Source organism: Euzebya sp., assembly GCF_964222135.1.
Taxonomy (GTDB): domain Bacteria; phylum Actinomycetota; class Nitriliruptoria; order Euzebyales; family Euzebyaceae; genus Euzebya.
Window position 1 is genome coordinate 19,888 of sequence record NZ_CAXQBR010000014.1, and the last position, 13,104, is coordinate 32,991.

Annotated in this window: 11 protein-coding genes; 5 read left to right on the forward strand and 6 right to left on the reverse strand. The window is 74.1% G+C overall.

The features are described from left to right. Window positions 1-7: 7 nt before the first annotated feature. The 3 genes from ACEQ2X_RS03970 to ACEQ2X_RS03980 are packed head-to-tail and all read right to left on the reverse strand — an operon-like array spanning window position 8 to window position 2,354. Window positions 8-703: a DsbA family protein gene (locus ACEQ2X_RS03970; protein WP_370324481.1), complete on the reverse strand. Its 696-nt coding sequence runs from the start codon at window positions 701-703 to the stop codon at window positions 8-10. Continuing rightward, on the reverse strand, window positions 693-1,943 hold the full coding sequence (locus ACEQ2X_RS03975) for an RNA polymerase sigma factor (protein ID WP_370324482.1): 1,251 nt from the start codon (window positions 1,941-1,943) through the stop codon (window positions 693-695). Before ACEQ2X_RS03975 ends, ACEQ2X_RS03970 begins: the two co-directional genes overlap by 11 nt. Before the next feature lie 18 nt (window positions 1,944-1,961). Continuing rightward, window positions 1,962-2,354 (reverse strand): YciI family protein, encoded by a 393-nt coding sequence (locus ACEQ2X_RS03980; protein WP_370324483.1) that lies wholly within the window; start codon window positions 2,352-2,354, stop codon window positions 1,962-1,964. 153 nt (window positions 2,355-2,507) lie between these two features. On the opposite strand from ACEQ2X_RS03980, the gene map reads away from it, so the two are divergent. From map to ACEQ2X_RS04000, 4 genes are all read left to right on the forward strand, one after another. Next, the gene (gene map, locus ACEQ2X_RS03985) at window positions 2,508-3,335 is read left to right on the forward strand and encodes a type I methionyl aminopeptidase (RefSeq protein ID WP_370324484.1); all 828 of its coding nucleotides are present in this window, start codon (window positions 2,508-2,510) and stop codon (window positions 3,333-3,335) included. Window positions 3,336-3,401: 66 nt separating this feature from the next. Continuing rightward, window positions 3,402-4,796 carry an HNH endonuclease signature motif containing protein gene (locus tag ACEQ2X_RS03990; protein WP_370324485.1) on the forward strand — a complete coding sequence of 465 codons (1,395 nt, stop codon included), beginning with the start codon at window positions 3,402-3,404 and terminating at the stop codon, window positions 4,794-4,796. 235 nt (window positions 4,797-5,031) lie between these two features. Beyond that, the gene (locus tag ACEQ2X_RS03995) at window positions 5,032-6,540 is read left to right on the forward strand and encodes a sensor histidine kinase (protein ID WP_370324486.1); all 1,509 of its coding nucleotides are present in this window, start codon (window positions 5,032-5,034) and stop codon (window positions 6,538-6,540) included. Beyond that, on the forward strand, window positions 6,528-7,172 hold the full coding sequence (locus tag ACEQ2X_RS04000; protein WP_370324487.1) for a response regulator: 645 nt from the start codon (window positions 6,528-6,530) through the stop codon (window positions 7,170-7,172). Before ACEQ2X_RS03995 ends, ACEQ2X_RS04000 begins: the two co-directional genes overlap by 13 nt. A gap of 6 nt (window positions 7,173-7,178) precedes the next feature. Here the strand turns inward: ACEQ2X_RS04000 and ACEQ2X_RS04005 are convergent, their stop codons facing one another. From ACEQ2X_RS04005 to ACEQ2X_RS04015, 3 genes are read right to left on the reverse strand one after another with little or no spacing between them, the layout of a single operon-like run. After that, on the reverse strand, window positions 7,179-7,913 hold the full coding sequence (locus ACEQ2X_RS04005) for an ANTAR domain-containing protein (RefSeq protein WP_370324488.1): 735 nt from the start codon (window positions 7,911-7,913) through the stop codon (window positions 7,179-7,181). A gap of 57 nt (window positions 7,914-7,970) precedes the next feature. Next, on the reverse strand, window positions 7,971-9,395 hold the full coding sequence (locus ACEQ2X_RS04010) for an MBOAT family protein (protein WP_370324489.1): 1,425 nt from the start codon (window positions 9,393-9,395) through the stop codon (window positions 7,971-7,973). A gap of 44 nt (window positions 9,396-9,439) precedes the next feature. Then, on the reverse strand, window positions 9,440-11,734 hold the full coding sequence (locus ACEQ2X_RS04015) for a cell wall-binding repeat-containing protein (RefSeq protein ID WP_370324490.1): 2,295 nt from the start codon (window positions 11,732-11,734) through the stop codon (window positions 9,440-9,442). Window positions 11,735-11,895: 161 nt separating this feature from the next. On the opposite strand from ACEQ2X_RS04015, the gene ACEQ2X_RS04020 reads away from it, so the two are divergent. Then, window positions 11,896-13,092: an ATP-binding protein gene (locus tag ACEQ2X_RS04020; RefSeq protein ID WP_370324491.1), complete on the forward strand. Its 1,197-nt coding sequence runs from the start codon at window positions 11,896-11,898 to the stop codon at window positions 13,090-13,092. The last annotated feature ends 12 nt before the right edge of the window (window positions 13,093-13,104 follow it).

The following is a 13,104-nucleotide window of genomic DNA, read 5'->3' on the forward strand; positions in this document are numbered from 1 at the left end:
CAGCGGATCACACGTCGGCGTGGTCGGCAGCCGCGCGGCCGAGCGCCCCGGTGAGGACCTCGACCGGCTGGGCGCCCGAGACGCCGTAGCGACGGTCGAGCACGAAGAAGGGCACGCCGCTGATGCCCAGCTCGCGGGCGTCGTCGATGTCGCGCCGGACCGCAGCGGCGTAGGTGCCCTCGGCCAGCACCTGGCGGATCTCCTCGGGGTCCAACCCGACGTCGGCGCCCAGCGCGGCGAGCTCGTCGTCGCGGCCGATGTGGCGGCCTTCGGTGAAGTGGGCCGCGAAGAGGCGCTCGGTGGCGTCCCGCTGCACGCCGCGGACCGCGGCCAGGTGGAGGACCTGGTGGGCCTTCAGCGTGTTGGCGGGCCGCTGGGCGGCGAAGTCGTAGCGCAACCCGACCTCGGCGGCGATGCCGCTGACGTGGTCGTGCATCTGGGCGACCTGGTCGGCGGGGATGCCCTTGGCCTGCACCAGCAGGTCGACCGTCGAGCCGGGGTAGTCGTCCGGCAGGTCGGGCATCAGCTGGAAGGAGCGGTAGGTCACGTCGACCGGCGGGGTCGCCCCGTCCTGCGCGAACGCGGTCACCGCCTGCTCCAGACGGCGGCTGCCGATGTAGCACCACGGGCAGGCGAGGTCCGACCACACCTCCACCGCGATCGCCGTCTGGGTGGAGGTCCGGGCCGGTGTCTCAGCGTTCATCGTTTGAAATCGTACTAGCCCGTGCGCGCGCGGCCAGGCGGATGAGGTGGTCGCGCTCCGCGACGTCGGTGGCCCGGTGGGCGGCCTCCGCGTAGGCGCCCGCGGCGGCGGTGGTGTCGCCGGCGAGCTGGTGGAGGTGCCCGCGCACGGCGTGCCACCGGTGCCGGTCGCCGATGGTCTCGCGGAGCCGGTCGGTCTCCCGCAGCCCGGCGGCGGGACCCAGGACGTGGCCCACGGCCACGGCACGGCCGAGCACCGCCGCCGGATCATCGCGGAACGGGTCGGCGGTGAGCGCGACCAGGTCGTCGTACCAGGCGAGGATCTGGGGCCAGTCGGTCTCCTCCGCGCTCGTGGCGTCGTCGTGGAGCGCCGCGATGGCCGCCTCGATCTGGTAGCGGCCCGGCGGACGGTCGTCGGTCTGGACGGCCAGGGCGGACTGCAGCACCCGCACCCCCTCCGCGATCTGACGGGTGTCCCACAACCGTCGGTCCTGCCGGTCGAGCGTCACGATCCGTCCGTCGGCGTCCAGGCGCGCCGGCAGGCGAGCGTGGTTGAGGAGCATCAGGGCCAGGAGACCGCGGGCCTCGGGTTCGTCGGTGGCGAGCGTGAGCTGTCGGGCGAGCCGGATGGCCTCGCCGGTCAGGTCCACCCGACTGCCGTGGCCGGTCGTGTAGATCAGGTACAGGACCCGCAGCACGACGGCCAGGTCCCCCGGGCGGTCCAGCCGGCGGCCGTGGAGGGTGCGCTTGGCGCGGCTGATCCGCTGCGCCATGGTCGCCTCCGGGACGTAGAAGGCGTCGGCGATCTCGCGGGTGGTGAGGCCGCCGACCGCGCGGAGCGTGAGGGCGACCTGGGAGGTGGGGGACAGGTCCGGGTGGCAGCACAGGAACAACAGGAAGAGGGTGTCGTCCCCCTCCTCGGTCGCGCCCTGCGCGGGGTCGGACAGGCTCGGGTCGGACAGCCTCGGGTCGGACAGCACCGCGTCCTCGCGGCGCTGCCGGGCGGTCTGGCCGCGGCGGGCGTCGACGAGCCGCCGGGTGGCGACCGTCGTCAGCCACGCCCTCGGGTCCCGCGGTGGCTGCGTCGGCCAGACCCGCAGCGCGTCGAGCAGGGCGGCCTGCAGCGCGTCCTCGGCGGCGTTGAAGTCCTCACCGCGGCGGACGAGCCCGGCGAGGACCCGGGGGACGAGGGCGCGCAGCGCACCCTCGTCCACCCCGTCGACCTCGATGCGGTCGGGCACGGCGGTCGGTCTGCTGACCTAGCTCATGACCTCGCGGACGTCGATCCACTCGTAGAGCGGCTCGCCGCCCGGGCCGGGCTCGGACGAGACGTACGCCGCCACCTCCATCGCGCGCTCGTGGGAGTCGACGTCGATCATGAACCACCCGGCGATCAGGTCGCTCGTCTCGGGGTGCGGGCCGTCGGTCGTGACCGGGGCGGCGTCCGGGCCGCCGTAGCGGACCCAGGTCTGCGTCGGGGTGAGGGCCTGGGCGTCGACGAACTCGCCGCGGTCGCGCAGCAGCTCGGCGACGTGGCGCTGGAAGGCGATGTGCGCCTCCACGTCGGCGGGGTCCCACTCGTCCATCGGCGGGAACGGGTGGTGCGGCGTCGGGCCGCCGCGGTAGTGCTTGAGGAGCAGGTACTTGGGCATCGGTCTCTCCTGTGTCGTGGGCCGCTCCGTGCGCGACCTCACCTGGTGAGCGGAGCGGCCTGGCGGTTCTCGACATCGACCGCGGAGATTCTCCCACCGCCGCGGGTACGATCACGGGCACCGGCAGCGCGACGGGCCACCGGGGATGGAGAGGTGCCCACCGTGGTGACCCGCAAGACCGACGACGAGATCGCGCGGATGCGTCGCGCCGGGCAGCTGCTCGCACGCCTGCACGACCACCTGGCGACGCTCGTCGCCCCGGGTGCGACGACCCGGCAGCTCGAGGACGCGGCGCAGGCGTTCATCGCCGATCACGGTGGCCGACCGTCGTTCCAGGGCCCGGTGGCGGAGGGGTACGGCGGCTTCCCCGCCGCGCTGTGCACCTCCGTCGACGACGCGGTCGTCCACGGGTTGCCGTCCCAACGGCCGCTGGTGGAGGGGCAGGTCCTGACCATCGACGGCGGCATCATGCTCGACGGGGTGCACTCCGACGCCGCGCGGACGCACGTCGTGGGGGACGGGTCGGTGGCGTCCGCGGCGATCCAGCGCCTGCTGGACGGCACCCGTGCGGCCCTGTGGGCGGGCATCGCCGCCTGCCGGGTCGGCAACCGGGTGGGTGACATCTCCGCGGCGGTGGAGGCGGTCGCCACCCGCCACGGGCTCGGGGTCATCGCCGACCACGACGGCCACGTGCTCGGCGGGCACGGGATCGGCCGCAGCCTGCACGAGGACCCGCACGTCCCGAACCGCGGCCGCCCCGGCCGTGGCCTGCGCCTCAAGCCAGGGCTCGTGCTGGCGATCGAGCCGATGCTGACGCTGGGTGACCCCGACTGGCACGTCGCGGAGGACGGCTGGACCGTCCGGACCGTCGACGGTGCGATCGCCGCCCACGAGGAGCACACCGTCGCGGTCACCGAGGCCGGACCGGTGGTGCTGACGGCTCCGCCGGGCGAGGGGTCGGCAGCCGCGTCAGGCACCTGACCGACGGGGTGTGGACACACGGGCCGGTCCGGGTTCTGTGTCACACCCCCTCTGTAGGTTGACGGTGTGGACGTGGTGGAGGTCATCGACCCGTTCGTCGAGGAGGATCTCGGCGACGAGGGGGCGTACCTGCGCTGCGTGGCGGCTGACGAGCTGCGGCGGGCGGTCGACGCCGCGGACGAGGCGATGCGGCAGGTCGTGTTGGCGTTGCAGTTCGCGATGACCGAGCAGCCCGACCCGTCGGGTGCGGCGCCTGAGGACCTGGCCGGCCTCGCGGTCGGGATGGTCGGGCAGGACCGGCGGTTCCTCCGCCGGGTGGTGCTGGTGTTGGACGCGATGCCGATCGTCTGGCGGGCCTTGGCCGACGGGCGGGTGTCGTGGTCCCAGGCGGCCGGGGTCGTGCGGGCGGTCGCCAACCTGCCGCGGGCTGACCGGGCGGTGGTGGACCGCCAGCTGTCGGGACTGATCGACCGGGCCGATGATCCTGACCGGATCGTGGAGGTGGCCCGGGCGGTCGCTGCCGAGCTGGACGCCGCCCGTCAGGCCGACCGGGACCGGCGGCAGCTGGCGGCGAACGTGCTGGTGGTCCAGCCGGCGTTCGAGGGGGGTGGTCGGGGCTACTTCGAGTACGACCCGGTGGCGATGGAGACGGTGCTGTCCGCGGCGTCCGCTGCGGCGGATGCACCGGTCGGCGATGACGATCCCGAGCCGGTCGACGCGGACGGGAACGTGATCCCGAAGGCGTGGCGGACGCCGACGCGGCGGGGCTACCAGTTGGCGGAGGGGTTGCGGCGGGTGTGCGCGTCGTTCTTGGCCGGAGTGACCGGCGGCCCGACCGGGACCGCGACCGCGAAGCCGTCGTGCCAGGTCATCATCGATGGTCAGCTCCTGGCTCACCAGGCGCACCGGACTGAGGTGACGACCGCGGGGCGAGAGGCCGTGGCGGCCGGTGAGGTGGGGTGGCCGACCGCGGTGCTGTTGTGGGGCCTGGCGGGTGGCCGGACGGTGCTCACGAGGCTGATGGCCGAGGTGATCTCCTGCGACGCCAGCCTCATCCCCGTGCTGCTCGACGACACCGACACGCCGGTCGCGATCGGCGACGCCGACGCCCCCATCACCACCCCGATGCGCCGTGCCGTGGCCGCCAGGGACCAGGGCTGCCGGTTCCCCGGCTGCCGCGCACCCCAGCAGTGGACTGACTGCCACCACGTCGTCCCCCGGGCGCGCGGTGGGGGCACCCACGTCGGCAACCTGGTCGCCTTGTGCAGGGTCCACCACGTGGCCGCGCACGAGCGCGGCTGGCAGCTGCACCTCGCCCGCGACGGGACCCTGACCGTGACCCATGGCCGCTACCGGCACACCAGCCGGCCGCGGCTCCGACCACCCCCGCCCAAGCCCCCGCCCGCACCCCTGATCCGCGGTCGAGCACCCGCCGGCCGACCATGCGGCCTGCCCTTTTAGGGCTCGGACGCCACCGTCGCGCCCCGACCGGTGGTGGGGGAATCCCCACCACCGACTCGGCGGGTCACGGGATGGTCCGCGACGCCGGCTTGCACGATCGTGGTCGCCACCACCCGACGACGAGGGAGACCGACGCGTGACGATGGCGGAGGGCGTGCTGGACGACCCGACCTGTGGGCGTTCTACTGGCGACCACCATGACCATGAGCGGCCAGGCCCTGTGGACGGGCGCCCGATGAGCGCCGTGGAGCAGCGCGAGCCGCTCGACGAGCCGGCGACCCCGCCGTGGGCGATCCCCGAACCGCCCCCGGCCTCGGCGTTCCCCGACCCCCCACGTCCGGCTCCGGTCGGACCGTCCGCGTGGGCGGAGAACCTCCGGCTGCCAGACCGTGCCCGTGCGCTGCGCCGGGACGTGGCATCCCTCCTCCAGCGACTGCTCCCCGGCCTGGTCGCCTACCCCCTCCTGGCCCTCGGCCTTGCCGCGGTCATCCCCTCCGGGGTGGCGCTCGGGTTCGCGACCGTGTTCGTGCTGCCCTGGCTGGCGCTCGCGGTCACGGCGCTGTGGCTCACGACGGTGCTGGTGGGCGTGGTCGCGCCGCCCGTCAGGGCGTGGCGTCGGCGGCTCCCGTTCCGCACCAGGGTGGCGCGCGCCGTCCGGCCGGTGCTGACGCCGATCGCCGCGGTGGTCACGTGGTGGCTCCTCGCGTTCCGCCGTGCTGCCAGACGTGACCGATCCCGCCTCGCCGTCCGGCACGCCGTGACGATCCCCGCGCCGCACCGCCAGGTGCCGCGGCGGTGGACCGACGCCGCACGCATCGTCATGGCCGATCCGATGACCTGGCGCGACCTCGCCCACACCCTCGTCGGCCCCGCCTACGCCGTCGTGGCGTGCAGCACCGTCGCCGGGATGCTGGTCGGCGGCATGTCCCTGCTCGTCGCCACCCCCTCCATCGCCGGTGGGCTGCTGCTGTTCGACCTCGAGGCGTGGGCGGCGATGACCTCCGGCCTCCTGCTCCTCTCGCTCTCGCCCTGGGTCGCCGAGCGCCTCGCACGCGGTGCGGTCCACCTCGCTGTCGGGGTGCTCTCCCCGGGTCAGGACGCAGCGATCCGCGCCGAGCTGGACGACCAGCGCCTCCGCCGCCAGCTCGCCGTCGACGCGGCCGAGCGCGAGCGGCGGCGCATCGAGCGCGACCTGCACGACGGCGCCCAGCAGCGGTTGGTGGCGCTCGGCATCACCCTCGGGTTGGCCCGCCAGGCCCTGCCCGACGACCCCGACGCCGGCGCGGCGCTCGTGGCCGAGGCCCACGAGGAGGCCAAGCGGGCCCTCGCCGAGCTCCGCGACCTCTCCCGCGGCATCCACCCGGCCATCCTCGGCGACCTCGGGCTCGACGCCGCGCTCTCCGACCTGCTCAGGCGGTCGCCCGTCCCCACCTCGATCATCGTCACCGTCCCCGAGCGGCCGCCCACCGCCGTCGAGTCCACGGCCTACTTCGTCGTCGCCGAAGCCCTCACGAACGTGGCCCGCCACGCGTCGGCGCAGCGCGCGTCGGTCCACATCAGGCGGACCGACGACCTCCTCGTCGTCGAGGTCGCTGACGACGGGATCGGCGGGGCGGATCGCAGCCTCGGCACCGGGCTCGCCGGCCTGGCCGAACGGGTCGAGGCGCACGACGGCCACCTCTCGGTCGACAGCCCCGTCGGGGGGCCGACCACGGTCCGCGCCGAGCTGCCGTGCGGCTGGTGATCGCCGAGGACTCCGTGCTCCTGCGCGCCGGGCTCGAGCGGCTGCTGACCGGTGCCGGCCACGAGCTCGCAGCCGCGGTGGGGGACGGGGCCGCGCTTCGCCGGGCCGTCGACGCCCACGCCCCGGACCTGGTCATCGCCGACGTCCGCATGCCCCCGACCCACACCGACGAGGGGCTCCGCGCTGCCGTCGACGTCCGCACCGCGCACCCGGGCACGCCGGTGCTGGTGCTGTCCCAGTACGTCGAGGAGCGCTACGCCGCCGAGTTGCTGGCCGACGACGGGGGAGGGGTGGGCTACCTGCTGAAGGGCCGCGTGATGGACGTCGACGACTTCCTCGACGCCGTCGACCGGGTCGGCGCCGGTGAGGTCGTGATCGATCCCGAGGTGGTCCAGCAGCTCCTCGGCCGCCGCCGGCGCGCCGCGCCGCTCGCCCGGTTGACCCCGAGAGAGCGGGACGTGCTCGCGCTCATGGCCGAGGGGCGGACCAACGCGGCGATCGCCGCCGAGCTGGTCGTCACCGACGGCGCGGTCGAGAAGCACGTCCGGAGCATCTTCGCCAAGCTCGACCTGACCTCCAACCCGGAGTCGAACCGCCGCGTCCTGGCCGTGCTGACCTACCTCGAGGGGTGACCGGGATCAGTCCACCGGGATGTCGGCCAGGGTGCCGTCGAGCAGCTCCTGGCTGACCTCGCGGACCTTGCGGCGCTCGCTCCGCGCGTGGCGGCGGATCACCTCGAACGCCTGCGCGGGGGTGAGGTCGTGCCGCTCGGCGATGATGCCCTTGGCCTGCTCGATGACCACGCGCGTGTCGAGCGCCTGCTGGAGCTGTGCGGCCCGAAGGTTGGCGGCGTTCACCTCGCGCTCCTGCAGGATCCCGATCGCGGCCGCGTGGGCGAAGGCCTGGGCCAGGCGACGGTCGTCCTCGGCGAAGCTCCCGGTGTCGCGCCGGTAGAGGTTGAGGGCCCCGATGCACCGGTCGCGCAGCCTGATGGGGAACGCGAAGCCAGCGTGCATCCCGAACCCCCCGAGCTGGCTGACGAGCTCCGGCCAGCGGTCCGCGTGGGCGGAGAGGTCGTCGGCGATGACCTGGTCGCAGGTCCGATACGCGTCGATGCACGGCCCGACGCCCGACGCGAGCTCTGCCCGCTCGATGTCGTCCATCGCCGAAGAGGTGGCTGCGGTCAGCCGCAGGGTCCCCTCCGGCCCCTCGAGCAGGACCCCGGCCACGTCGGCCTCCAGGATGTGAGCGCAGCGGTGGACGAGGAAGGTCAGGAGCTCACCGACCTCGAAATCGCTCGCGAGGGTGTCCGCCAGCTCGACGAACGCGTCGATGATCTCGTGCTCGCGGTGGCGGTCGGCGTCTTCTCGCATGCGTGTCGTCCCGTCCTGTCCGGCTGCCCGACGCATGGTGTCACAAGTCGACGCGGCTCAGAACTGGAAGTAGATGAAGGGGGCGACGCCGACCGGGCCGAGCGTCTCCACCACCATGAGGAACCCCGCGAGGAGCACGCCCTGCAGGATCACGCCGCGGCGGCTGAACACCGCCATCACCCGGTCGCCGACGTCGCCGGGGGTCAGCTGGGCGAGCAGCGGCAGGACGATCGCGAGGGGGATCCAGAACGTCGGCACCGACGGGTCCAGGGCCGGCGCGACGCCCCAGCCGGTGACCAGCTGGCCGAGCAGGGCCATCGCCGAGGCGAACGTCTCGGCGCGGAAGAAGATCCAGGCGAGGCAGACCACGTGGAAGGTGATCAGCCCGCGGATGATCTTCTGCCGTCCCTGCGGGGCGACCCCGCCGTAGATGACCCCGCGGCGCTCGAGGACCTGCCACAGCCCGTGGATCCCTCCCCACAGCACGAACGTCCACGCCGCCCCGTGCCACAGCCCGCCGAGCAGCATGGTGATCATGATGTTGCGCTCGGCCGACCAGCGTCCCGCCCCGCGGTTCCCGCCGAGGGGGATGTACAGGTAGTCCCGCAGCCAGCGGGAGAGGGTCATGTGCCAGCGTCGCCAGAACTCCTGCAGCGTCACCGCGGAGTAGGGCCGGTCGAAGTTGTCGGGGAACCGGAAGCCCAGCAGCAGCGCGACGCCGATCGCGATGTCGGTGTAGCCGGAGAAGTCGGCGTAGATCTGCACCGCGTAGCCGTAGACGGCGGTGATGACCTCGACGGCGTTGAACCGCTCGGGGTTGGCGAAGACCCGGTCGACCAGCTCGGTGGCGAGCAGGTTGGCGATCACGACCTTCTTGAACATCCCGGCGGCGATCAGCCAGAAGCCGCGCGTCGCGTCGACCGCCCGCGGGTCCTGGCGGCGGCGCAGCTGGGGCATCAGCTCCGACGCCCGCACGATCGGGCCGGCGACCAGCTGGGGGAAGAACGACAGGTAGACCGCGGAGTCGAGCAGCGGCACCGCCTCGGTGTCCCCGCGGTGCACGTCGACGACGTAGCTGATCGCCTGGAAGGTGAAGAACGACACGCCGACCGGCAGGACGATCTGCAGCAGCGGCAGGCTCACGTCGAGCCCGAGGGACGACAGGGCGTTCTGCGCCGACACGACGAAGAACCCGTAGTACTTGAACCACCCGAGGACGACCAGGTCGACGGTGACGGTGCCGACCAGCACCAGGTTCCGCACCCTCCCCGCCCGCAGGCGGGAGATCGCGGTCGCCCCCACGTGGTTGACGATCGTGACCGCCGCGAGCAGCAGGCAGTACCGCGGGTTCCACCAGCCGTAGAACACGTACGAGGCGACCAGGATGAACAGCTTCCACCGGCCCCTGCGGGGCATCAGCAGCCACGACCCCGTCAGCACGACGACGAAGAAGAGCGCGAACTCGATGGTGGGGAACAGCACCTCGGCAGCAGGTTAGGTCAGCGCCGCCCGCCGACCCGCGAGGATCAGCCGTCGACCCCGCTGGCGCGGACGGCGGCGTCGACCAGCGCGGCCACGGCCGTCTCGGCGACCGCGGCGGTGCCCCCGAGGACGCGCAGCCGGGCGACGGGCGATCCGCCCTCGGCCAGTGCCGCCACGACCTCGGGCGACCGTGCCGCGGGGGCCTCCGGGTCGGTGAGGAGCAGCACGTCACCGGCCGCGGCGACCGCCGCGCCCGCCGCGAGGGCGTCGGGCCAGTCCGCACCGGTCGCGATCCACGTCGTCGCGGACGAGGCGCCGTCGGCGACCAGCTGCGCGGCCACGGCGGCGGCCGTGCCGTACCGGGTCGGCCCGGCCACCCGCTCCGGGGCGAACCCGCCGGCCGTCAGCTCCTCGAGGACGCCGTCGGACACCGCCGCGGGGCCGCCCACCACCACGGCCCGGGTGACGCCGAGGTCCGCCAGCGCAGCAGCCGTCGGGGCGGGCAGCTCGTCGCGACCCGTCAGCAGGATCGGCGCGCCGGTGCGCGCCGCCAGGGTCGACGCGGTCAGGACGTCGGCGAACGTCTCGCCGGAGGCGATCACCGCGGTCCCGTCGCGCAGCCCGATCGCCCGGGCGGCGGCAGCCGCGGTGGCGTGCCGGTCCGGGCCTGCCACGCGGGTGACCTCCACGCCGTCGGGCAGGCCGGCGAGCGCCGCGTCGGCCACCGCCGACTGCCCTCCGAGGACGACCACCCGCTCGGGCGCGAGGCGCGCGAGCTCCGCGACGGTCACCGCCGGCATGGCGTCCCGGCCGGTCAGCAGCAGGGGGGCGTCGAGGCTGGCGGCCACCGGCGCGCCGGCCAGCCCGTCGGCGAACGCGTCGCCGCGGGCGAGGACCACGACGGCGGCCCCGTCGGGGTGGCCGTCCCGGGCGATCGTGACCGCGGTCTCGTACCGGTCGACGCCGGCGAGGCGGTCGACGGCGGGTGGAGCGGTCGCCACCTGGGCGATGCCCACCTCGGTCGGGACGAGGCCCAGCAGGACGTCGAACCGCAACCGGCGGTCCTCGCCGACGGTGACCTCCGTCGTCTCGCCGCCGGTCGTGACCGCGTAGGTCGCGCCGGCCGGCAGGTCCGGTGGAGTGGCCACGGCGAGGGTGCCCGACCCCGAGGCGGTGAACCCTGCGGTGGAGACGCCGCCGAGCTCGGTCAGCGCGTCCCCGGTCCGGTCGATCGCGAAGTCCCAGCCGCCGACGGAGAACGCGGTGTCGATCGTCACGTGGTCGAACGGGCCGAGCGCGGCCGGGACGTCGGCCTGCCCGCGGTGGACCGCGCTGATCTCAGCCCACGCGTGGGTCTGCAGGCCGTCGTGCCAGTGCCACCAGTTGTGCCCGCCCTGTGGGACCGACAGGTAGTCGTGCTCGACGCCTGCCGCGGTGAGGGCCGCGTCGAACTGGTCGTTCAGGCCGGCGACCACGCCCTCGAGGGCCAGCCCGGCGGGGTCGTCGTCGGCGGGGGAGGGGCCGCCGGGCAGCCCGCGGTTGGTGCGGAACCACACGCGCGTCTGGTGGAGGTTCGCCGCCAGCCTCGTCGGGCTGTGGCCCTGCACCCGGACCGCATCGAGGACCGGATCGCCCCACACGTCGGGGAAGGCGACGGCGAGCGCGGTGGTGTCCATCGCGCCGGAGAACCCGAACGCAGCCCCGAAGGTGTCGGGGTGCCGCGCGGCGTAGTGCATCGCCCCGCCGCCGCCCATGGACAGCCCGGCGACGGTGATGCCGGCGCGGTCCTCGCGGATGCGGAAGGCGTCGGCCAGCCAGGGCAGGAGCTGGCCGATGTGGTAGGTCTCCCACTCCGGGGCGCCGTACTCGCCGCCGCGGTGCCAGTCGGTGTACCAGCCCGGTTCGTCGGGGGTGCCGCCGTCGGGCATGGCGATCACGACGTCGGCGTCAGCGGACCACTCCTCCAGCGTGGTGGGCCAGCCGTCCTGCTTGGTCGTCCACCCGTCGTACCGGTCGCCGGCGCCGTGGAGGAGCAGCAGCAGCGGGTACTCGCGCAGCGAGGCGTCGTAGCCCGGCGGCACCAGGACCCGCACCGTCGTCTGGGCCAGCGGCGGGTCCAGGCGGGGGCTGTCGAAGGTGACGTCGACCATCCGGTCGCTCAGCCACTCGACCGCGACGGGTTCGAGAGGCTCGACGTCCGCCGCCGGCGCGTTCTCCGCGGCCACGGCCGGCTCGACCGCCTGCGGCGCGGCCAGGCCGGCCACGAGCACGGTGAGCAGGACGACCAGCACGACCGCCGACCAGCGACGACCACGGGACAGGACAGGGCCAAGGGGCACGATGGGCTCCGGGAACTCCGGGGGGACCCCGGTCGACTGCGGACCGCGAGACCCTACGCCGGCCCGGTCGTACGGTGCGAGTCAGGCGCACGGTACTGGTACGAACCTGTCGCATCGAAGGTACTGTTACCAACCTGCGCTGCGCTGGTACTGTGACGTCGATGCACAGATCGGTGCTCAACAACCCCTTCGCACCCGGATCCGGGGCTGTCCCGGACGTGTGGGTGGGTCGGGACGACGAGCTCGCCGACGTCGAGGCGCGGCTGGTACCGCGACGCCTGGCCGGGCTGTTCGAACGCGGCCGGACCTACCTCGGCGACCCGGGGCTCGGGAAGTCGGTCCTCGTCAACCGGATCGCCGACGACCGTGGCCGAGCCGGGGATCTGGTCGCGGCACCGCTCCGCCTCGCGCGCGGTCGTGATCCCCTGGCCGCCCTCGCGGCCGCCGTGCTGCCGCTCGTCCCTAGCGGGGAGCGGGTGGCGTCGCGCATCTCGCGGGCGGTCGATCGCGTGCGCGACGTCGGCCTGCTGGGCGCGTCGGTCGGCGTCAGTGCCCCGGCGGAGGACCGGTACACGGGGCTGGCCGAGCTCCTCGGATCCCTGGCCGCCCACGCCAAGTCGCTCGGCCGCCTGCTGGTCATCCGAGTCGACGAGGTGCAGAACCTGGCCGGCGACGAGCTCAGCCAACTGCTCACCGTGCTCGGTGATCTGCTCGAGGCACGGGTTCCGGCGTCGACCGCGACCGGTGAGGAGGTCGAGGAGTACCTGCCGGTCGTGGTGCTGCTGTCGGGCCTCCCCCAGTTCGCGCAGCAGGCCGAGGACGCAGGGGTCACCTTCTCGCGCCGCTTCGCGACGGCGTTCCTCGAGCCGTTCACCGACGATGAGGTGCGCGCGGCTCTCACGTTCGCGTTCGCCGACGGCTACCCGGTCGTCGGCGACAGCGGGCCGACGTCGGTGCTCATGGAGCGCAGAGCTGGCGAGGCGCTGATCGAGCGGTGTCTGGGTGATCCGTTCCTCTTCCAACTGGCCGGCGCGGCCGCCTGGGACGCCGAGACCGGTCCGGTCATCACCGCCGACGACGTCGCCGCCGGTTGGCTGCGCGTCCGACGGGAGGTCGACGCACACGTCCGCAACCGCGTCGCCGGCCTCACCGACTGGCAGCTGGAGGTGCTCACCGCCGCGGCGACCCTCGGCCCTGCGGCGGACGGCACCGCCATCGCCCGGGCGGTCGGGCGGACCCGCTCATCGGAGATCGGGTCCACCCTCCAGGGGTTGGTCGCGAAGCGCCTGCTGGCACACGACCCCGCGGGCTACCGCATCATCTCCCGGTCGCTCGCCGCGCACCTCAGGGCCAGCTGAGCCGCCGGGCAG

Bases quoted from the DNA above. Each gene is read 5' to 3' on its own strand.
- ACEQ2X_RS03970 (WP_370324481.1), bottom strand. From the start codon at position 703: ATGAACGCTGAGACACCGGCCCGGACCTCCACCCAGACGGCGATCGCG.
- ACEQ2X_RS03980 (WP_370324483.1), bottom strand. From the start codon at position 2,354: ATGCCCAAGTACCTGCTCCTCAAGCACTACCGCGGCGGCCCGACGCCG.
- ACEQ2X_RS03995 (WP_370324486.1), top strand. From the start codon at position 5,032: ATGAGCGCCGTGGAGCAGCGCGAGCCGCTCGACGAGCCGGCGACCCCG.
- ACEQ2X_RS04005 (WP_370324488.1), bottom strand. From the start codon at position 7,913: ATGCGAGAAGACGCCGACCGCCACCGCGAGCACGAGATCATCGACGCG.
- ACEQ2X_RS04020 (WP_370324491.1), top strand. From the start codon at position 11,896: ATGCACAGATCGGTGCTCAACAACCCCTTCGCACCCGGATCCGGGGCT.